This window comes from Pararhizobium sp. A13, from assembly GCF_040126305.1.
Classification (GTDB): domain Bacteria; phylum Pseudomonadota; class Alphaproteobacteria; order Rhizobiales; family Rhizobiaceae; genus Pararhizobium.
In genome coordinates, this window is record NZ_CP149510.1 from 4,197,646 (window position 1) to 4,216,483 (window position 18,838).

Genomic DNA, 18,838 nt, shown 5'->3' on the forward strand with positions numbered 1-18,838 from the left:
ATGAAAACTCCCTATGATTTTCGCCGGCTGCGTTCCTGGGAACTGGCTCTGGCTCTTTTTGCAGTGTCCACACCGTTCGTACTGCCGATCACGTCGCCGCCCTCCTTCGTGCGTGCAGCCGTTGCGCAGGACATGCAGCAGATCGACACCTCCCGCCTCGTCTCCGTTGGCGGTGCCATTACCGAGATCGTCTATGCGCTCGGCGAAGAGGGCAAGCTCGTCGGCCGCGATTCGACCAGCGTCTATCCCGAAGCGGCACTGAAGGTTCCCGACGTCGGTTACATGCGGCAACTGGCTCCGGAAGGTGTCATCGCCACCAATCCGACCGCCATCATCGCAGTCGAGGGCAGCGGCCCGCCGGAGACGCTGAACGTTCTCAAAGAGGCGAAAATCCCGTTCCAGACGGTTTCGGAGACATTCGATCGCGACGGCATCCTGGCAAAGATCAAGACCGTCGGCGACTTCCTCGGCGTGCCGGACAAGGCGGCAGCGCTGTCTGAGAAGGTTCAGGCCGGCCTTGACGCCGCAGTCGCGGACGCAGCCAAGCGTCCGGAGAGCGAGCGCAAACGGGTGATCTTCATCCTGAGCACCCAGGGCGAAAAGATCATGGCGTCGGGCACCGGAACGGCTGCAGACGGCATCATCGCGCTTGCGGGCGCCGTTAACGCGACCGGCAGCTTCCCGGGTTACAAACCGCTGACCGACGAAGCGATCATCGAGGCCAGGCCTGATGTCGTGCTGATGATGTCTCGTAGCGGCGGCCATGCGGCGACCGATGACGAGCTCTTTGCCCATCCCGCCCTCAGCCTGACGCCCGCAGCCAAGACCAAGGCAGTGATCCGGATGGATGGCCTGCATCTGCTCGGCTTCGGCCCGCGCACGGCGGGCGCGGTGCGCGAACTGAACGCGGCGATCTACGGAAAACCGAATGCCTCACAATGAAATGGCGGCAGGTGATGGCCGGTCGCGGTCATTCGCGGCACGTTTGAAATCCGAATGGCACATGGGCGACCGGTCGCGGCTGGCGCAGGTGTTGATCCTCGCGCTGATCGCGCTGGCGGCCGCGATGTTTGCCGCCTCCATCATGACCGGTGCTGCCGACGCGTCGCTCGGCAACGTCCTGCGTTGGCTTTTCGGTGTGGAAGGCGCAGAACAGGCGCTGAGCGCCCGCGACCGCATCATCATCCTCGATATACGCCTGCCGCGCTCTGTCATGGGCCTTCTGGTCGGCGCCTCCCTCGCCGTGTCCGGCGCAATCATGCAGGGGCTCTTCCGCAATCCGCTGGCCGACCCGGCACTCGTGGGCGTCTCCTCCGGCGCGAGCCTTGGCGCGGTTCTGATGATCGTGCTCGGCAGCTCCGTTTTTGGCCCGATGTTTGCGGTTTTCGGATTCTACGCTCTACCGGTTGCCGCATTTCTCGGCGGCCTTTTCACGACACTCCTGCTCTACCGGATCGCGACACGCAGCGGCCAGACCTCGGTCGCAACCATGCTGCTTGCCGGCATCGCGCTCAGTGCGCTGGCCAACGCCGTCACCGGCGTTCTCATTTTCATCGCAGACGACAAGCAGTTGCGCGATCTGACCTTCTGGGGCCTCGGATCGCTCGCCGGCACCAACTGGACGAAGATCCTCTCCGCCGGGCCGATCATCCTCATTTCGCTCGCCGTCGTGCCCTTACTGGCGCGAGGCCTCAACGCCCTGACGCTCGGGGAAGCGGCCGCCTTCCATATGGGCGTCCCGGTTCAACGGCTGAAGAATATCGCCATCGTCAGCGTCGCGGCCTCGACCGGCGCCTCGGTCGCCGTCAGCGGCGGCATCGGCTTCGTCGGCATCGTCGTGCCGCATGTGCTGCGGCTGATCATCGGGCCGGATCATCGCTATCTCCTGCCCGCGTCGGCCCTGCTGGGCGGGACGCTCCTGATTTTCGCCGACATGATCGCGCGGACCATCGTGCCGCCGGCGGAACTGCCGATTGGCATCATCACGGCTTTTGCCGGCGCCCCGTTCTTCCTGTGGATCCTGCTGCGCGGGCGCTCCCACATGGGACTTTGAGGACAGATCATGATCAAGGCCAGCAATCTCTCCGTCCGGCTTTCCGGAAAACAGGTGCTGCACGGCGTCAACATCGAGGCCGCGGCTGGTCAGTTGACGGCCATCGTCGGTCCGAACGGCTCCGGCAAGACCACCAGCCTCAAAGCGATCGCCGGCGAACTCTCCTATGACGGCACCGTCAGCATCAACGGTCATGACATTTCGAGACTGAAGCCGTGGGAACTCGCCTTGAAGCGCGCCGTCCTGCCGCAATCGACCGTGATCTCGTTTCCTTTTACGGTACGCGAAATAGTTCGCATGGGGTTGTCCGTTGGTGCGAAGACCGGTGCGGATGAAACCGACCGGATCGCCAGGGAGGCGCTGGAGGCGGTCGACCTGTCGGGTTTCGCCGGTCGCTTCTACCAGGAGCTTTCCGGCGGTGAACAGCAGCGCGTGCAGCTTGCCCGTGCCCTCTGTCAGATTTGGGAACCAGTTCAGCATGGAGAACCCGCGTTCCTGCTCCTCGACGAGCCGGTCTCCAGTCTCGACATCCGCCACCAGCTGACGATCATGCGGCTAGCCCGGGATTTCTGTCAGCGCGGCGGCGGCGTGATCGCCATCATGCATGATCTCAATCTCACCGCCATGTTCGCCGACCGGATGATCATGATGAAGAGCGGCCGCGTTCGTGCGGCTGGGCGCCCGAACGAGGTGATGACCGACGCCATCATGGAAGCGGTTTTCGGCTGCGCCATGCGCGTCAACGCCACACCGGCTGGCAGCGTCCCTTTCGTCCTGCCCCATACGGCGCTCGGCTAGCGCATCGTTCCGCCGTTCCCGGTGGAACCAAACACCTTCCTGCGCGTTGAGGTCGCGAACCCTGACAGGGTGGTGATTTCACATGTCGGCACGACTGCACGCCGGGGTTGCCGTGAAACCGCACTCCCGGCACAGATAGGAGTTTTCATCATGGCAACAGGTCTCTTTTCCGGTTCCAGCGCAAAGAAGCGCTTCGTCGATGCGCCGATCGAAGATCAGATCAATGAGCTCCGCGATGAGATCGCATCACTTGCGAAACTCCTGTCACAGCGCGGCTCGGAAGCCTCGAAAGACGTTCGGACAAGAGCCCATGATGCACGCGAGCACGCGGAAGCCGGCCTGCACGATCTGATTGAAAATGGCGAGCAACTGTTCGCCGAACTGCGCAATCGCTACGCGCTCACCGAAAAGCAGGTGCGCCACACCGTTCGCGAACATCCCGTCGCGACCCTCGGTGCCGCGGCTGCCCTTGGTCTTTTGATCGCCGCTCTTCTCCGCCGCTAGCCCAATCCTGACGGCGGTCGTCATCGGCGGTTGCCCATCGTATCCAAAAGCTGGCAAACGGCGACTTTGCCAGCCGAACTTGCGTTCTTGTCCTTGGAGAAAAACATGGGTCCCTTGGCCGCAATGCTTTCGGCTCTCATACTGACAGACATCGGCGTTACGGTAGCGCGCTTCAAGCGGAACGGGGCCTTGTGGCTGCTGGCGTCCCTGTTTTTTCTGACCGCCTATATTTTCGCCCTCGTCGCAGGCGCGATCTATTTCAGCGCATTGTATACGCCGCTGACGGCCACCATCATCCTCGCAGTCATCTCCCTGGTCATAGGCCTCGTCATCATCGGCATCATGTACGCGCTCAATGCGCGGGACCAGCGTATCGCAGCGGACAAGCGCCGGCGCTCGCAGGCGCAAACCAGTCTGGTGGTCGCCACGGCTCTGACGCTGTTCCGCAAGCAACCACTTCTGGCTGCCGGTCTCGCGGTCGGGCTTGGAGCCGCTCTTGGACTGATGAGGAAGTCAGGCGACCGCGATCGCTCCTGACGGTGTCAGGATAGATCAGAGGGGAAGACGGATGATCGCCGTCAATCCTGCAGGCAGGTATTCGACTTTCGCCGAACTGCCCATCACCTTGCCGAGGCTACGCTCGATCAGGATCGAGCCGAAGCCGCGCCTCGCTGGCTCGCTGACAGGTGGGCCGCCCACCTCTGTCCAGGTCATATGCAAGACACGGTGGCCATCCTCATCAACCCCGCGCGCCGTGACGACGACCTTGCCGTTCGGAACCGAGAGAGAGCCGTATTTTGCGGCATTGGTCGCCAGTTCGTGCAGAACCAGCCCGAGGCCGACCGCCTGGTCCGGCCCGAGCAAAATCTCGTCCTTGTGGATTTCGATCTGTCGTCCGTAGTCGCGTACATGCGGCGCCAGTTGTTTGGCCAGCAAAGCCGAAAGGTGAATGTCACCCCATTCATGGTCCGACAAAAGTCCGTGCGCTTCCGATATGGACTGAAGCCGGCCGGCGAATGCCGTCATGAATTCCTGCGGATCGCTGGTTTGCCGCAATGTCTGTCGGGCCAGCGACTGCAACATCGCCAGCGTGTTCTTGACGCGGTGATTGAGTTCGCGCAGCAGCAGCCGGGTGCGCTGCGTCGAAACTTGTTCCTCCGTCACATCAATATTGACGCCGAGAAAAAGCGTCGGTTTGCCCTCGGCATCACGTTCATGCACACGGCCACGGCCAAGCAGCCATCGCCCGGTGGAGGCGACCCGAAACGTGCCGTCATATTCCTCGTCCTGTGCCATGGCGGACCGCAGCTTCGAGAACGTTGCCATGCGATCTTCATGATGGATGGCAGTAAAAATGTCCCTCGCCTGAACAACCCCGACCGGTTTCATGCCAAACATGCGCAGCATCGCGGGATTGCAGGAGACATTGCCGGAGCGGACGTCCCACAGCCAGCTGCCGACATTGGCCGCATCGAGCGCCATGGCGTGGCGCTGCTCCTCGCGCGAAAGCGCTGCCTCTTTCAAGGCCCGCTGGCGCGCTTCGTGCTTCAGCTTAAACAATGAGGCCGCAAGACGCGAGAGACGGCGCAATTGTGTGAGAAGATGCGGCGTGACGTCGTGGCGCGGCTTGACATCGTAAACACAGATCGAGCCGACCGGCTGTTCGTCGATAACCAGCGGAACGCCGGCATAAAACCGCAAAACCGGCGCACCCGCCACCCGCGGCTGGCTGGAAAAACGAGGGTCGGTCGAAGCGTCGCCGACGACAAGCACGTCATCCAAACGCCCGGCGATCGTATGCATGCAAAACGATCCCGCAGACAGCGCCTGTGTCTCGCTGGTTCCGACCGTTGCCTTGAGCCATTGATGCCGTGCATCGACGAGCGTTACCAAAGCAATCGGCGCGCCGAAAAGATCGGCGGCCATCTCGGCGAGCTCCTGGAAATCGGCGTCCGGCACGGCCATGTCCGGGACGACAGAACGCAGGACATCAAGCCGTTGCGGCGATGTCAGAACGGCCGCCATCGCCGCCGCCAGGTCGCTATTCTTTTTGTTCATGAACTTCCACACCCGGCCCCGGGCGCCGTCGCTGACTTGTGCCCGCTACATCTCCCTGCAGCGCGTCTGTCGCTGTTTCTGCACGATTGTGAACCCCGGTGCAATCAAGCCCGCCGCATCAGGGCGCTCTGCGAAAAGACGTCCGCCAAATCTGAGGAAGATACTGGCGGACGCGACATGTCTGCGGTCAGGAAACGAAAGCCCGCGAGGTAATGGGCGCCGATGTCGCATCAGGCCCATACTCGCTCTCGCCGGTGACCTGCAGAATATCCTGAAGGCGCTGGCGGGCGCGGTTGACGCGGCTTTTGATTGTTCCAAGCGCACAACCGCAAATCTCCGCCGCCTCCTCATAGGAAAAGCCGGAAGCCCCGACCAGAATTATCGCCTCGCGCTGATCCGGCGGCAGCTTCTCCAGCGCCCGCTTGAAGTCCTGAAGATCGAGCGAGCCATATTGGGCAGGATGCTGGGCCAGCGTCTCGGTGAAATAGCCGTCGCTATCTTGCACTTCGCGCCCACGCTTGCGCATCTGGCTGTAGAGTTCGTTGCGCAGAATGGTGAACAGCCACGCCTTCATGTTGGTGCCCATCTCGAAGTGGTCCTGTTTGGCCCAGGCCTTCATGATGGTGTCCTGAACGAGATCGTCGGCCCGGTCGTGCCGGCCGATCAACGACATGGCGAACGCACGCAGGCTTGGAAGGGCTGCGAGCATTTCACGCTTGAAACTCGGTTCCTCAGAGGTCATGCCACCACTCATTCCGCCACATCCGGCATCGACTGGCGCTCGACCGCGTCGAGCTTCTCAAGCAGGTCGAGGAACCGGTCCGGAATGGCTTCTTCCTGTACAGAAAGATAGAGCGCGCGGAGCTTGGTTGCAATCTGTGCATTCGGATTATCGGCGCGCACTGGCTTTGCCACATCGCGCCCGGCCCCAATTTTGTTGGTCATAAAATTAAAATACCTTCAGATGTTCGTCTGGCACCATAATGCACCGCGAAAAAAATCGTTCCCTCCAAAGGAACCTTTTTTTTCTGGTGGCGTTGTCCGCCTGTCATGGCCATCTCCTCGGCCAGATTGAGGGAGTTCATAATGTCACTTTCCACCCGGATCGCTCCGTTCCTGCCCTATTTGCGCCGATACTCTCGCGCCCTGACCGGATCGCAGACATCGGGCGACGCCTATGTCGCGGCCGTTCTGGAAGCGTTGATCGCAGATGTCTCCATTTTCCCGGAGGCGAGCAGTGACAGGGTCGCGCTGTTTCAACTCTATACAAAGATGTTCGGTTCCTCCTCCGTTTTGATCCCCGAGCCAGTTTCGCCCTTTGCCTGGGAAAAACGGACGTCGATCAATCTCGCATCCGTCTCGCCGCTGGCACGCCAGGCGTTCCTGCTCGCGTCCGTCGAAGGCTTCCGCACAAGCGAGGCGGCAGAAGTTCTCGGCACCACCGAGAGCGGCATGAACGAGTTGCTTGAGCGCGCCTCAGAGGAGATTTCGCGCCAGGTCGCCACCGACATCATGATCATCGAGGACGAGCCGCTGATTGCCATCGACATCGAACAGATGGTCGAGAGCCTTGGCCACCGGGTCACCGGCATTGCACGCACCCGGGATGAAGCCTTGACGCTGTTCAAGGCGACGCGGCCGAGCATGGTGCTTGCCGATATCCAGCTCGCGGACGGCAGTTCCGGCATCGATGCGGTCAATGATATCCTGAAGAACACGTCCATTCCGGTGATTTTCATAACGGCGTTCCCGGAACGCCTGTTGACCGGCGAACGGCCTGAGCCGACCTTCCTGGTCACCAAGCCGTTCAACCCGGACATGGTCAAGGCGCTGATCAGTCAGGCGCTGTTCTTCAACGAATCCACCAAGGCCGCAGCCTGAGACCCGTTACGCCCGGAACGCCGGGCGAACGATCTCATTGTGAAATACACGGGGGGAGCGCCTCGGCGCCCGCGGTGAACACGTCGATTTTGGCCGGCCCGTTTCGCATCGGAGAGCCGATCGGACGGGGCCGTTTTTGTCGTTAACACGGGAGCTGGGCAAGCAGTCAATCGGAGAATGGAAGGCGTAACGCGTGGCCAATGCAGGCAGTTCAGCCCCCCTCAGGACCGGCGGCAAACCAAACGCGGCCCTGATGGAGCTGGTCTTGAAGAAGTCCGGTTTGGGCTATCTCTATCAATCTGACGATCTCGGCGTCGTTCTTTCCGGAAACCTGCCTCGAGTCCTGCAGTCGCTGGCAATGGGCCGGCAGGCGGACGAGGAAGTGTTCGGATCCGAGGAAAGCGCCCGCCTGACCGCTTTGAAGCGGGACGTCGCCACCCGAAATGCCCCTGCCTCGACAGAAATCGATGTCACATCTCCGACCGGCGTTCTGACCTATCGGATCGATATCGAGCGCATCGATTCCATGGGCATGACCGGTGTTCTGTCCGTGATCACCGATATCTCCGAGACCCGTCGCCGCGAACGCGTCCTCAAGACCCTGCTGCGTGAGCTCAGCCATCGCTCGAAAAACCTCCTGGCCATCATCCAGGGTATCGCCACCCAGACCGCGCCAGGCACTTTCGCTCGACTATTTCCTAAGCAAATTTCGCGGACGCATTCAATCGCTTGCCTATTCCCAGGACCTCGTGACCGATTCCAGCTGGCGCGGCGCCTATCTCTTCGCCCTGACGGAGCGGCAATTCAGCGCCTATTGGCCGGCGACCGAAAACCCGATTTCCGTCAGCGGCATTGATGCGCACCTGTCGCCGAATGCGGCGCTGCACATCGGCCTTGCCTTGCATGAGCTGATCGTCAATTCCGCCTCCTACGGCGCGATTTCCGCCGGTGTCAATTCGCTGACGATCGACTGTTTCGAAACACTGCTGGATGATCAGAAGGCGATCGAACTGGCTTGGATCGAACACCTGCCACCCGCATCAGCGTTGCAGAGTGACGCTGACGACCACACTTTCGCACGCACGGTGCTGGAACGCGTCGTGCCGATCGCCGTCGGCGGCAAGGCCATGTACATGACCACGCCCGACCGCATCGAATACCACCTGACCATTCCGTCGCGGGAATATGAGATCATTACCCGCGTCGAGGAGTAAGCAGGTCCAAGAAGGCGGCAGATCCCTAACGCGATGATTCTCTGCAAAAAGAACAGCCAGTGTCCGGGGAAGACACTGGCTGATATCGACAACTCACCGAGGGGGCGTGTGAGTTGAGTGCCGGATCATTGTTGGAGTGTTCGCATTGGGGGCGATGCGAACGCCTGTCCGGACACGGCATAAACGGGACTGTCGCAAAAAGGTTCCGCACCGGTTTCTTTTTTCCGAAAATTATCGTCAAAGCGCTTCCAACTCGGCCCGATGTTTGTAGAGGCTGAGAAACTTGCGAAAGTCGCGATCATAGATCTCTCTCCACGCCGGATTGGGATGACGTTCCTGCCCGCCGGGCGACATCGCAGGTCCCGCAGTTCCAAGGTCCGGATAGAGATCACCTGCAACCGCCGCGACCATGGCAGTGCCAAGCAGCACCGCGTCGTTTGTTTCAGGCACCACGACGGTGCAGCCCGTCACGTCGGAATAAAGCTCCATCAAAAGCGGATTGCGCACATGCCCGCCTGTGACATGCAGGGTATCGAGATCGTAGCCGGCCTGCTTCATCATCTCGAGAATATGGCGTATCCCGAGGGCGATGGCGACGCAGGTGCGCCAATAGAGCCGGCACAGCGCATCGAATGAACTGTCGAGCGTCAGGCCGCTGATGACGCCGAGCGCATGCGGGTCGGCGAGCGGCGAACGGTTGCCGTGGAAATCCGGAAGCACATGGAGCCGTGAGGCAAACTCCGCACCATGGGCGGCGCGCAGTTCCTGAATGCGCAACACGATGCGGGCGTGGATTTCCACATCCGGCTCGCCGCCGGCACTGTGGCTGCGCACGACATGATCGAGCAGCGCGCCCGTCGCCGACTGTCCACCCTCGACCAGCCAGCTGCCTGGAAATACAGCCTCGAAATAGGGGCCCCACATGCCGAAGCCCGGCTTCATGTCCTTCGAAAAGGCAACGATGCAGCTGGAGGTACCGGCAATCAGGGCGAGCTGCCTTTCGAGCCTGTCCGGCGCGCCGGCAAATTCACCAAGAACGCCGATGGCTCCGGCATAGGCGTCGATCAGCCCTGTCGCCACCTCGCATTTTTCGTGCAGCCCGAGTTCGGCCGCTGCCGCAGCCGTCAAGTGTCCCGTCGATTGTCCGACCGGCAAGGTTTGCTCCGGCAGGCCACCTCGCTCACGCAGATCCTCCAGGCCGATCATGGACAGGAATTCCTCCTGCCAGCCGTTCGCCCTGTGAGAAAGGTAGTTCCATTTCGCAGTCAATGTGCAGCGCGAACGCGCCGGGTTGCCGGTCGCCCGCCAGGACAGGAAATCGGCCAGATCGAAGAAGTATCCCGCCTTTTCCCATTGCTGCGGCAGGCTCTGCTTCAGCCACATGAGCTTCGGCATTTCCATTTCCGGCGACATGACCCGACCTGAATGATTGAGCACGGGATGTTCGGTCGCGGTGCAGAAGTCAGCCTGCTCCAAGGCGCGATGGTCCAGCCAGACGATGGTGTCCCAGCGTGGATCGCCCTTGCGATTGACGGACAAAGGCGCGCCGTTCCTGTCACGCACGACCAGCGAGCAGGTGGCATCGAAACCAATGGCGGCGATAGCCTCGGCGGGTACACCTGCCTTGGCACGGGCGGTTTTTACGGCGATGCAGACGGCAGTCCAGATATTTTCGGAATCATGCTCGGCGTGATTTTCCTCGGGCCGGTTCATCGCGATCGGATAGTCAGCACGGGCCAACTGCTTGCCACACCTGTCGAAAATGCCGGCGCGGGCACTGCCGGTTCCAACATCGACAGCAACAATCAGATCGCGCATTAAACTGCGCTCCCGTCCGTTTGTTCTTTACGGACAAAATGGATCAATTCCCGCATGTCGTCAAACAGGACGTCAGGAGAAAGCCGCCTGAGCGTAGTGAGATGCCGCTCGGACCTCGCATGCGAGGCGCCGGCAAAGGCAAAAACCCGCATTCCGGCAGCCTGGGCAGCCTCGATACCGGCCGGGCTGTCCTCCACGACGATACAGTTTTCCGGCGGCGTGGCCATTTCCGCAGCAGCATGCAGGAAGAGATCGGGCGCGGGCTTGCCGCGCTCCACCATCGTCGAGCTGAACAGGTAAGGATCGAGCTTGTCGATCAGCCCGGTGATTGTCAGCGACAGCCGGATGCGTTCCATCTGGCTGGAAGAGGCGACACAGCGCGGGATGTCGAGTTGATCGAGCGCGGTCGCAATGCCAGCCACGGGCTGCAACTCCTGCCGGAAGCGCTGGTAGAGATCGAGACGCATTCGCTCAAGAAAATGGTCGTCCACCGCAAGTCCGTACTCCTCGTGCAGGATGTCCGTCGTCGTCTTCAGGCTTTTGCCGAGAAAACGCTCGGTTGCCTCCTCGGCATCCATATCGACGCCGGCCTTGCGAAGGACCCGCACGAGCACATCGATCGACAGAGGTTCACTGTCCACCAGAACGCCGTCGCAATCGAAGATCACAAGTTTAGGCGGATGGTGCATGCTCATATCCGTCAAGTCGCCGCTTGCGCGCCAGGACGGCAGCACAGTGCGGCCGCGACGTTACGCGAGGGCCTGAGCGTCATGACGTCATTCTCCAAGTTTTCCATTGAGATAGAGCTGAAGCGTTGCCCGCGTGCCCTTTTCCCAAAGCGTCCGCAACGCATGTGCAAACCGCGTCTGGAACAGTGATGATTGCGCAACTTCACCGAAGATATCCGAAAGCGCAAGGAAGGCTTGTGGATCGTCCTTGGCTTTCACCGCCGCGGCATGCAGCCGGTCGGCGCTGGCGTCGTTGAAGGTGATCGCCCTGCCGCTATCGGTGGTTCCGGCGAAGTAGCGGCACCAGAGCGCCGACACGAGCGACAGCCCGATCACATCCTCGCCGCGCCGCAGCCGGTCGGCCGTCGTCGGCAGGATGAATTTCGGCTGGCGGTTGGAGCCGTCCTGAGCCAGACGCGGGATGGTGTCGCCAATCTTCGGATTGAAGAGGCGTTTCTCGACTTGGCTGAAATAGGCATGCAGATCGGTATTCGGCACCGGAGGGATGACCGGGATGATCTCGTCGCGCTCCAGCTTCGCCAGGAAGGCGCGGACCGTCGCGTCCTCCATTGCTTCATGGACGAAATGAATGTCGAGAAGCGCCGCCGGATAGGCGATCGCCGCATGGCCGCCATTGAGGATGCGGATCTTCATATGCTCGTAAGGTGCGACATCCGGAACGAACTGGACGCCGACGGTTTCGAGCGCCGGGCGGCCCGCGGGAAAATGATCCTCCAGGACCCACTGCTTGAATTCTTCGCAGAACACCGGCCAGTTGTCGTCAATGCCGTAATCGTCAGCGACGATGCCGACCTCCCGTGGTCCGGTCGCCGGCGTAATGCGGTCGACCATTGCATTCGGGAAGGCGACATTGGCTTCGATCCAGTTGGCAAGCGCCGGATCGGACAGGCGGGCAAGACCCGAAACAGCCGCATGGGTGACTTCGCCATTGCCCGGAATATTGTCGCAGGACATGACCGTAAACGGCGCGATGCCTTTGTCCTTGCGCGCTTTCAGGCCGGCGATGATCAAGCCAAACACCGTTTTCGGATCGGAGGGATTCTGGCTGTCGGCAACGATGGCCGGATGGGCCGGATTGAACGTGCCGGATGCGGGGTCGATGAAATAACCACCTTCGGTGATCGTCAGTGAGACGATGCGGATCGCGGGATCGGTGAGCTTCGCGATCGTAGCTGTCGCATTGCCGGGCCGCAGATAGTCGATCATCGGCGCCGTGACACGGGCGGCACTCCTGGTGTTGTCCTGCTCGACGACCGTCGTCAGGAAATCCTGTTCTTCGAGCTTCGCCCGCATTGCCTCGTCGGAGGGCAAAACGCCTGCGCCGACGATCGCCCAATCGAGGTCCTTGCCGGTGTTGAACAGATCATCGAGATAGATCGCCTGATGGGCGCGATGAAAATTGCCGACACCGAAATGGACGATGCCCGCCTTCAGCTTTGAACGATCATAGGCCGGGATGGCGGCCGTCGCCTTGATGGCATCGAGATTGGCGAGCGAAAGTTTGGTCGTCATGTCTTCATTCCTTTCGACGAGCTTTGATCAGCTCATCCAGTTGCCGCCATCGACATTGTAGGTCTGCGAGACGACATAGTTGCTTTCAGCCGAGGCGAGGAAGATCGCCATGCCCGTCAGGTCTTCGGCGGTGCCCATGCGTCCGAATGGCACTTCGGCAGCGACCAGCCTCTTCTTTTCGCCGAGCGGCCGGTTCTCGTATTTGGCGAACATCGCATCGACGCCATCCCAATGCTCGCCATCGACGACGCCGGGCGCGATCGCGTTGACGTTGATGCCGTGTTTGATGAGGTTCAGGCCCGCCGACTGGGTGAGGCTGATCACCGCCGCCTTGGTGGCGCAATAGACGGCGACAAGCGCCTCGCCGCGACGGCCCGCCTGGCTTGCCATGTTGATGATCTTGCCGCCGCGTCCCTGCGCGATCATCTGCCGCGCCGCCGCCTGCATGGTGAAGAGCGTGCCGGAGACATTGATCGAAAACAGCCTGTCGTAGCTGTCGCGGGTGATCTCGACGATCGGGGAGAGGTCGAACAAGGCTGCATTGTTGACAAGGATATCGAGGCCGCCGGCCTTCGCGACGACCGCCGCGATCGCCGCATCGATCGAGGCCTGGCTGGTCACATCCATTTCCACAGCATAGGCCGACGACCCGAGCTCGTCCGCGGTCGTCTTCGCTCGCTCGAGATTGATATCGGCGATCGCGACGGACGCCCCTTCGCGGATGTAAGCCTCGGCGAAAGCGCGGCCGATACCGCGCGCCGACCCGGTGATCAGCGCGCTTTTTCCCTGTAAACGTGTCATCGAATTGCCAGTCCCTTGTCATTGAAGCGGTGAACGCGGCCCTCGTCGGGCGTCAGGAAGACCTGGTCGCCATGGTTGACCGCGAAATCGCCGCCGACGCGGGCCGTCACCAGACCGATGCCCTCGACATGAATATGCAGGAAGGTGTCCGAGCCGAGATGTTCGGCGACGCCGACCACACCGCGCCATGTCCCGGATTGCGTCGACAGTTGCAGGTGTTCGGGGCGGACGCCGATGGTATGGGCGTTGTACGGTTTGGAGAATTCGCCGGTCGCGAAGTTCATCCGCGGCGAGCCGATGAAGCCGGCGACGAAGAGATTGTCCGGCCGGTGATAGAGATCGAGCGGCGACCCGACCTGCTCGATGTTGCCGGCATTGAGCACGACGATCTTGTCGGCCATCGTCATGGCTTCGACCTGGTCGTGGGTGACGTAGATCATCGTCGTCTGCAACTGATGGTGCAATTCGCTGATCTCCAGCCGCATCGTGCCGCGCAGCGCAGCGTCAAGATTGGACAGCGGTTCGTCGAACAGGAAGGCCGAAGGTTCGCGCACGATGGCGCGGCCGATGGCGACACGCTGGCGCTGGCCGCCCGATAGCTGGCCCGGACGGCGGTCGAGATAATTCGTCAGGTTGAGGACGCGCGCCGCCTCCGTCACCTTCTTGTCGATCGCGCCGTGATCGAGCTTGGCCATCTTCAGCGGAAAGGCGATGTTGTTGCGCACCGACATATGCGGATAGAGCGCATAGGACTGGAACACCATGGCAAGACCGCGCTTGGCGGGTGCCGCCCCGGTGACATCGCGGCCGTCGATCTCGATGATGCCCGAGGTGGTGTCCTCCAGACCGGCGATCAGGCGCAGCAGCGTCGACTTTCCGCAGCCCGAGGGGCCGACGAAGACGACGAACTCGCCGTCCTTGATCGTGAGGTCAATGCCCGGAATGACCTGCGTCGCGCCGAAGGATTTGTTGACCTTTTTCAGTGTGATATTGCCCATGCGTGCTCTCCCCAAGTCTTTTCGTCAGTTATTTCACGGCGCCGAAGGTCAGGCCGCGGACAAGTTGTTTCTGGCTGAACCAGCCCATGATCAGGATCGGCGCAATCGCCAGCGTCGAGGCGGCCGACAGCTTCGCCCAGAACAGCCCCTGCGGTGAGGAGAAGGAGGCGATGAAGGCGGTGAGCGGTGCGGCGTTGGTGGTGGTCAGACGGATCGTCCAGAAGGCCTCGTTCCAGGCAAGGATGATGTTGAGCAGCATCGTCGAGGCGATGCCGGGCACCGCCATCGGCGTCAGCACGTAGATGATCTCGCCCCAGAGCGAAGCGCCGTCCATGCGCGCCGCCTCCAGGATCTCGCCCGGAATTTCGCGGAAGTAGGTATAGAGCATCCAGATCACGATCGGCAGGTTGATCATGGTCAGCATGAAGGTCAGGCCGATGCGGCTGTCGAGCAGGCCGAAGTCGCGGAAGATCAGGTAGATCGGCACGAGCACGGCGACGGCCGGCATCATCTTGGTGGAGAGCATCCACATCAGCACGTCCTTGGTCTTCTTGGTCGGCGAGAACGCCATCGACCAGGCCGCCGGCACCGAGATCAACAGCGCGAGCAAGGTCGAGCCGACCGACAGGATGACCGAGTTCATGAACGGCTTGAAGTAGTCCTTCTGGGTCTGCACCTCGACATAGCTTTCGACGGTGCCCGACGGGATCAGGCTAAAACCCTGGATCGCTTCGGTTTCCGATTTGAAGCTGGTGATGATCGTGTAGAGGATCGGGAAGAAGATGATCAGCGCGACGATCCATGCGGCGATGGTGAAAGCGACGGTTCTTCTGGTCGAGACTGCGCGGGCCATGGTCCTGCCTCCCTTATCTGTCGAGGTTCTTGCCAACGGCGCGCATCAGGAAGAAGGCGACGATATTGGCGAGGATGACTGCAATGATGCCGCCGGCCGAGGCACCGCCGACGTCGTAGCCGAGCAGCGCGGTGCGGTAGATCAGGAACGGCAGGTTGGTGGAGGCGTAGCCCGGTCCGCCATTGGTGGTGACGAGGATTTCCGCATAGACGCCGAGCAGGAAGATCGTCTGGATCAGGATGACGACGGTGATCGCGCGGGCCAGATGCGGCAGCGTCAGGTAGATGAACCGGTTGACGAAATTGGCGCCGTCCATCTCGGCGGCTTCCTTCTGCTCGCCGTCGAGCGACTGCAGCGCCGTCAGAAGAATAAGCGTTGCAAACGGCAGCCACTGCCAGGCAACGATGATGATGATCGACAACAGCGGATACTGCGCGAACCAGTCGACCGGCTGCAGGCCGAGCGCCCGGCTCATATCGGCCAGCACGCCATAGCCCGGATGCATGATCATGTTCTTCCAGACCAGGGCTGCCACCGGCGGCATGACGAAGAACGGCGAGATGATCATGATCCGCACGATCCCCTGGCCCAGCATCGGCTGGTCCAGCAGGAGCGCGATCGCCACCCCGCCGATGACGGTGATGAACAGCACGCCGACGACGATGACCAGCGTGTTCCAGATCGACTGGAAAAAGGCCGGATCCGTGTAGAAATACTGGTAGTTGAACAGGCCGGCGAAGCTGACATTGCCCGGATTGAGCAGATTGTAGTTCTGGAACGAGAACCACAGCGTCATCGCCAGCGGCACGATCATCCAGATCAGAAGCAGCCCGACCGACGGGGCCACCATGAGGCGCGCAAGCGCCCGCGTATTCTGTGTCGCCATTGGAACAACCCTCCCTCTGATGCCGGTACAGGCGCCCGCCCCGCCGGGAGGGCTGCAAGCCGGTCTTCTTTGTTTTTCCTCAAAAAAACCCTGACGTCAGCCGCAGTGACTTCACAACGATTGACGTCAGGTTCCAGTTGACGACCCGGATGGTAGGCTCGGGTCGCCCGTCCTTGGGAAGGAACCTACTTGATGTAGCCGCCGCGGGTCATTTCGCGGGTGGTTACCTGCTGTGCCTGTGCAAGCGCGTCATCCACGGTCATCTGGCCAGCCAGCGCCGCCGAGAAAAGCTGCCCGACCGTCGTGCCGAGGCCCTGGAATTCCGGGATGGCGACGAACTGGACACCGACGTAAGGGACCGGTTTCACGGTCGGCTTGGTCGGGTCAGCCGCATTGATCGAATCCAGCGTCATTTTGGCAAACGGAGCCGCCTTCTGATACTCGGGATTGGCGTAGAGCGAGGAGCGCGTGCCCGGAGGAACGTTTGCCCAACCTTCCTTCTCAGCGACGATGTCGAGATAATGCTTGCTGGTAGCCCAGGAAACAAACTTCTGGGCGGCTTCCGCCTTCTGCGTGCCGGCAGGAACGCCGAGCGACCATGCCCACAGCCAGTTGCCGCGCTTGCCAAGACCAGTGTCTGGAGCAAGAGCGAAACCGACCTTGTCGGCAACCGTGCTATCCTTCGGGTTGGTCACGAACGATGCAGCCACCGTGGCATCGATCCACATGCCGCACTTGCCCTGCTGGAAGAGCGCCAGATTTTCGTTGAAGCCGTTGGACGAAGCGCCCTGCGGGCCGGCGTCGTTCATCAGCTTGACGTACATGTCGAGCGTGTTCTTCCATTCCGGCTGATCGAACTGGGGCTTCCAGTTCTCGTCGAACCAGCGTGCGCCGAAAGCGTTGGACGTTGCGGTCAGGAACGCCATGTTCTCGCCCCAGCCGGCCTTGCCGCGAAGGCAGATGCCGCTGATGTCGGCCGCACGGTCGGTCATCTTGCGGGCCGCTTCACCGATGAACTCCCAGGTCGGGGCGTCAGGCATGGTGAGCCCTGCCTTCTCCATCAGGTCCTTGCGATACATGATGAACGAGCTTTCCCCGTAGAACGGAGCCGCATAGAGCTTGCCGTCCGCGGTGAGGCCGGAGCGAATGGCCGGAAGCAGGTCGTCGACGTCGTAGTCGGCGCCGAGATTGTCGAGCGGCAGGAGCCAACCCTGCTTGGCCCAGATCGGAACTTCGTAGGTGCCGATCGTCAGCACGTCGTACTGGCCGCCCTTGGTTGCGATATCCGTGGTAACGCGTTCGCGCAGCACGTTCTCTTCGAGGGTGACCCATTCGAGCTGAATGTCAGGATTTGCCTTGGTGAAGTCGTCCGTCAGTCCCTGCATACGGACCATGTCGCCATTGTTCACCGTGGCAATGGTGAGGGTTTCGGCTTGGGCCAAACCCGCAATGACGACTGCCGAGCACGTGCCCAGCAAAAAAGTTTTCAAGTTCATATATCTTCCTCCCAGAAGAGTTATGAGCATTTGCCTTGCTCGTGGGCAATTACTCACGCCTTTGCAAAAAATGTCAATTGCCATTCGTTGCTGCACTGCAGAAACGAATGGCTAAACACTTGGTATCTCTAATGAATATTTATGGGTATTCGCTCACTGAGTGAGCAAGAACTCGGCAGTTGCCTCATCCGTAATGAGACCGTTGATCACCCGCCCCTTGAGGGCGGCGCTCAGTGCCAGGTGTTTCCGCTGGCCTTTGGCGATACCGATGACGCTCGCCGAATCACGCGACGGCAAGGGCACGCTGGCGACGCGCTTGTTGATGCTGCCGGACATCATCTGGCCATTGCGGTCGAACATCCAGCCGCAGATTTCTCCGGCCGCTCCCTCGTCCATCAGCCGCATCATTTCATCATGGGCAAGAAAACCGTCTTCGCACAGCGGCGCCCGCTCGCCAAGTTCACCGACGCCGACGAACGCGACATTGGCTTCCGCGCCAAGCTGCAACGCCGATTTGACGAGTGCCTGATTGTGAAGCACCACCCGCTCCTCCGGCGAAGAGACGAGAACCGGCAGCGGCATCGGAAAATGCCGCGCCTTGATGGCATCGGCCATGCTGAAGATGACGTTGTAATAGGCAGCAGAACCGTCGGGACCGATATTGCCGGTCAAGGAGACGATGCGGTGCTGGGGACATTCCATCGCCGGCAATTGATCGATCGCCGCCTTCAGCGTGCGCCCCGTGCCGATGGCAAGGATGATCGGATCGGTCGATTTCAGCCAGCGCTCGATTTCGGCGGCACCCGCCTCGGCAATGCCGACGGTCGTCGAGGACGATCCGGGATCACTCGGCACGATGTCCACTTGCCGCAGATCATATTTTTCCTTGAGCCGCTGCCCGAGTTCGAGGCAGGCGGCGATCGGATGATCGAGGCGAACCTTGATCAGACGTTCGGCCATGGCAAGCGAAACCAGCCGCTGCGCCGACTGCCGCGAGATCCCCATGGCGGACGCGACTTCATCCTGCGTGCGCCCGGCGACATAATAAAGCCAGCCGGCGCGCGCGGCATCGTCGAGCCTGTTGTTTGCTTCCGGTCTGCGCGCCATCGTCCTATACTCCTTCGAAAAGGTGCTGACATCTTTTCCCGCCTTCTGTCAAATACTGACCGCTGGCATGTGATTGCAAGCACGTTGAAACCCTTGCGCCACCGCGATTC

General features: G+C 61.1%; 19 protein-coding genes and 1 pseudogene. 7 read left to right on the forward strand and 13 right to left on the reverse strand.

Features of this window, described 5'->3' with window-relative positions:
• The 5 genes from WI754_RS20515 to WI754_RS20535 all read left to right on the forward strand — a co-directional run bounded on the left by WI754_RS20515 (position 1) and on the right by WI754_RS20535 (position 3,892).
• Positions 1-942: a hemin ABC transporter substrate-binding protein gene (locus tag WI754_RS20515; protein ID WP_349435295.1), complete on the forward strand. Its 942-nt coding sequence runs from the start codon at positions 1-3 to the stop codon at positions 940-942.
• Positions 929-2,053 (forward strand): iron ABC transporter permease, encoded by a 1,125-nt coding sequence (locus WI754_RS20520; RefSeq protein WP_349435296.1) that lies wholly within the window; start codon positions 929-931, stop codon positions 2,051-2,053. The genes WI754_RS20515 and WI754_RS20520 overlap by 14 nt, the downstream gene beginning before the upstream one ends.
• Before the next feature lie 9 nt (positions 2,054-2,062).
• Positions 2,063-2,851, forward strand: coding sequence for a heme ABC transporter ATP-binding protein (locus WI754_RS20525; protein WP_349435297.1), 789 nt, complete (start codon positions 2,063-2,065; stop codon positions 2,849-2,851).
• Positions 2,852-3,001: 150 nt separating this feature from the next.
• A complete protein-coding gene (locus WI754_RS20530) occupies positions 3,002-3,355 on the forward strand; it encodes a hypothetical protein (RefSeq protein WP_349435298.1) in 354 nt (117 codons plus the stop codon).
• 105 nt (positions 3,356-3,460) lie between these two features.
• Positions 3,461-3,892 carry a hypothetical protein gene (locus WI754_RS20535; protein WP_349435299.1) on the forward strand — a complete coding sequence of 144 codons (432 nt, stop codon included), beginning with the start codon at positions 3,461-3,463 and terminating at the stop codon, positions 3,890-3,892.
• A gap of 15 nt (positions 3,893-3,907) precedes the next feature.
• Here WI754_RS20535 and WI754_RS20540 read toward each other — a convergent pair whose 3' ends face one another.
• The 4 genes from WI754_RS20540 to WI754_RS20555 form a co-directional block, all read right to left on the reverse strand.
• Positions 3,908-5,413, reverse strand: coding sequence for an HWE histidine kinase domain-containing protein (locus tag WI754_RS20540; protein WP_349435301.1), 1,506 nt, complete (start codon positions 5,411-5,413; stop codon positions 3,908-3,910).
• 187 nt (positions 5,414-5,600) lie between these two features.
• A complete protein-coding gene (locus tag WI754_RS20545) occupies positions 5,601-6,155 on the reverse strand; it encodes an RNA polymerase sigma factor (RefSeq protein ID WP_349435302.1) in 555 nt (184 codons plus the stop codon).
• 8 nt (positions 6,156-6,163) lie between these two features.
• Positions 6,164-6,358, reverse strand: a complete 195-nt coding sequence (locus WI754_RS20550) for a NepR family anti-sigma factor (protein WP_349435303.1) — start codon at positions 6,356-6,358, stop codon at positions 6,164-6,166.
• Positions 6,355-6,498, reverse strand: coding sequence for a hypothetical protein (locus WI754_RS20555; protein ID WP_349435304.1), 144 nt, complete (start codon positions 6,496-6,498; stop codon positions 6,355-6,357). The genes WI754_RS20550 and WI754_RS20555 overlap by 4 nt, the downstream gene beginning before the upstream one ends.
• A 1-nt stretch (position 6,499) precedes the next feature.
• On the opposite strand from WI754_RS20555, the gene WI754_RS20560 reads away from it, so the two are divergent.
• Positions 6,500-7,294 carry a response regulator gene (locus WI754_RS20560; RefSeq protein ID WP_349435305.1) on the forward strand — a complete coding sequence of 265 codons (795 nt, stop codon included), beginning with the start codon at positions 6,500-6,502 and terminating at the stop codon, positions 7,292-7,294.
• A 670-nt stretch (positions 7,295-7,964) separates the two neighbouring features.
• Positions 7,965-8,508, forward strand: a pseudogene (locus WI754_RS20565) (sensor histidine kinase); the annotation flags it as partial.
• A gap of 237 nt (positions 8,509-8,745) precedes the next feature.
• On the opposite strand, the gene WI754_RS20570 reads toward WI754_RS20565, so the two are convergent.
• The 9 genes from WI754_RS20570 to WI754_RS20610 form a co-directional block, all read right to left on the reverse strand.
• The gene (locus tag WI754_RS20570; protein WP_349435307.1) at positions 8,746-10,326 is read right to left on the reverse strand and encodes an FGGY-family carbohydrate kinase; all 1,581 of its coding nucleotides are present in this window, start codon (positions 10,324-10,326) and stop codon (positions 8,746-8,748) included.
• On the reverse strand, positions 10,326-11,021 hold the full coding sequence (locus WI754_RS20575) for an HAD family hydrolase (protein ID WP_349435309.1): 696 nt from the start codon (positions 11,019-11,021) through the stop codon (positions 10,326-10,328). Before WI754_RS20575 ends, WI754_RS20570 begins: the two co-directional genes overlap by 1 nt.
• A gap of 81 nt (positions 11,022-11,102) precedes the next feature.
• Positions 11,103-12,587 (reverse strand): mannitol dehydrogenase family protein, encoded by a 1,485-nt coding sequence (locus tag WI754_RS20580; protein ID WP_349435310.1) that lies wholly within the window; start codon positions 12,585-12,587, stop codon positions 11,103-11,105.
• Between the two features lie 27 nt (positions 12,588-12,614).
• A complete protein-coding gene (locus WI754_RS20585) occupies positions 12,615-13,388 on the reverse strand; it encodes an L-iditol 2-dehydrogenase (protein ID WP_349435311.1) in 774 nt (257 codons plus the stop codon).
• Complete coding sequence (locus WI754_RS20590) at positions 13,385-14,386, reverse strand: ABC transporter ATP-binding protein (RefSeq protein ID WP_349435313.1); 1,002 nt, start codon at positions 14,384-14,386, stop codon at positions 13,385-13,387. The genes WI754_RS20585 and WI754_RS20590 overlap by 4 nt, the downstream gene beginning before the upstream one ends.
• A gap of 28 nt (positions 14,387-14,414) precedes the next feature.
• Positions 14,415-15,239, reverse strand: a complete 825-nt coding sequence (locus WI754_RS20595) for a carbohydrate ABC transporter permease (RefSeq protein WP_341486962.1) — start codon at positions 15,237-15,239, stop codon at positions 14,415-14,417.
• Between the two features lie 13 nt (positions 15,240-15,252).
• Entirely contained in the window at positions 15,253-16,125 is an 873-nt protein-coding gene (locus WI754_RS20600; protein WP_341486963.1) for a sugar ABC transporter permease, read from the reverse strand.
• Between the two features lie 185 nt (positions 16,126-16,310).
• Complete coding sequence (locus WI754_RS20605) at positions 16,311-17,621, reverse strand: sugar ABC transporter substrate-binding protein (protein ID WP_349435316.1); 1,311 nt, start codon at positions 17,619-17,621, stop codon at positions 16,311-16,313.
• A gap of 153 nt (positions 17,622-17,774) precedes the next feature.
• On the reverse strand, positions 17,775-18,728 hold the full coding sequence (locus WI754_RS20610; protein ID WP_349435318.1) for a sugar-binding transcriptional regulator: 954 nt from the start codon (positions 18,726-18,728) through the stop codon (positions 17,775-17,777).
• Positions 18,729-18,838 lie beyond the last annotated feature (110 nt).

Excerpts from the sequence above, each read along its gene's own strand:
- WI754_RS20545 (WP_349435302.1), bottom strand. The coding sequence starts at position 6,155 with ATGACCTCTGAGGAACCGAGTTTCAAGCGTGAAATGCTCGCAGCCCTT.
- WI754_RS20525 (WP_349435297.1), top strand. The coding sequence starts at position 2,063 with ATGATCAAGGCCAGCAATCTCTCCGTCCGGCTTTCCGGAAAACAGGTG.
- WI754_RS20590 (WP_349435313.1), bottom strand. The coding sequence starts at position 14,386 with ATGGGCAATATCACACTGAAAAAGGTCAACAAATCCTTCGGCGCGACG.
- WI754_RS20550 (WP_349435303.1), bottom strand. The coding sequence starts at position 6,358 with ATGACCAACAAAATTGGGGCCGGGCGCGATGTGGCAAAGCCAGTGCGC.
- WI754_RS20575 (WP_349435309.1), bottom strand. The coding sequence starts at position 11,021 with ATGAGCATGCACCATCCGCCTAAACTTGTGATCTTCGATTGCGACGGC.
- WI754_RS20580 (WP_349435310.1), bottom strand. The coding sequence starts at position 12,587 with ATGACGACCAAACTTTCGCTCGCCAATCTCGATGCCATCAAGGCGACG.
- WI754_RS20520 (WP_349435296.1), top strand. The coding sequence starts at position 929 with ATGCCTCACAATGAAATGGCGGCAGGTGATGGCCGGTCGCGGTCATTC.
- WI754_RS20585 (WP_349435311.1), bottom strand. The coding sequence starts at position 13,388 with ATGACACGTTTACAGGGAAAAAGCGCGCTGATCACCGGGTCGGCGCGC.
- WI754_RS20535 (WP_349435299.1), top strand. The coding sequence starts at position 3,461 with ATGGGTCCCTTGGCCGCAATGCTTTCGGCTCTCATACTGACAGACATC.
- WI754_RS20540 (WP_349435301.1), bottom strand. The coding sequence starts at position 5,413 with ATGAACAAAAAGAATAGCGACCTGGCGGCGGCGATGGCGGCCGTTCTG.
- WI754_RS20555 (WP_349435304.1), bottom strand. The coding sequence starts at position 6,498 with ATGAACTCCCTCAATCTGGCCGAGGAGATGGCCATGACAGGCGGACAA.
- WI754_RS20610 (WP_349435318.1), bottom strand. The coding sequence starts at position 18,728 with ATGGCGCGCAGACCGGAAGCAAACAACAGGCTCGACGATGCCGCGCGC.
- WI754_RS20570 (WP_349435307.1), bottom strand. The coding sequence starts at position 10,326 with ATGCGCGATCTGATTGTTGCTGTCGATGTTGGAACCGGCAGTGCCCGC.
- WI754_RS20600 (WP_341486963.1), bottom strand. The coding sequence starts at position 16,125 with ATGGCGACACAGAATACGCGGGCGCTTGCGCGCCTCATGGTGGCCCCG.
- WI754_RS20595 (WP_341486962.1), bottom strand. The coding sequence starts at position 15,239 with ATGGCCCGCGCAGTCTCGACCAGAAGAACCGTCGCTTTCACCATCGCC.
- WI754_RS20530 (WP_349435298.1), top strand. The coding sequence starts at position 3,002 with ATGGCAACAGGTCTCTTTTCCGGTTCCAGCGCAAAGAAGCGCTTCGTC.
- WI754_RS20560 (WP_349435305.1), top strand. The coding sequence starts at position 6,500 with ATGTCACTTTCCACCCGGATCGCTCCGTTCCTGCCCTATTTGCGCCGA.
- WI754_RS20605 (WP_349435316.1), bottom strand. The coding sequence starts at position 17,621 with ATGAACTTGAAAACTTTTTTGCTGGGCACGTGCTCGGCAGTCGTCATT.
- WI754_RS20515 (WP_349435295.1), top strand. The coding sequence starts at position 1 with ATGAAAACTCCCTATGATTTTCGCCGGCTGCGTTCCTGGGAACTGGCT.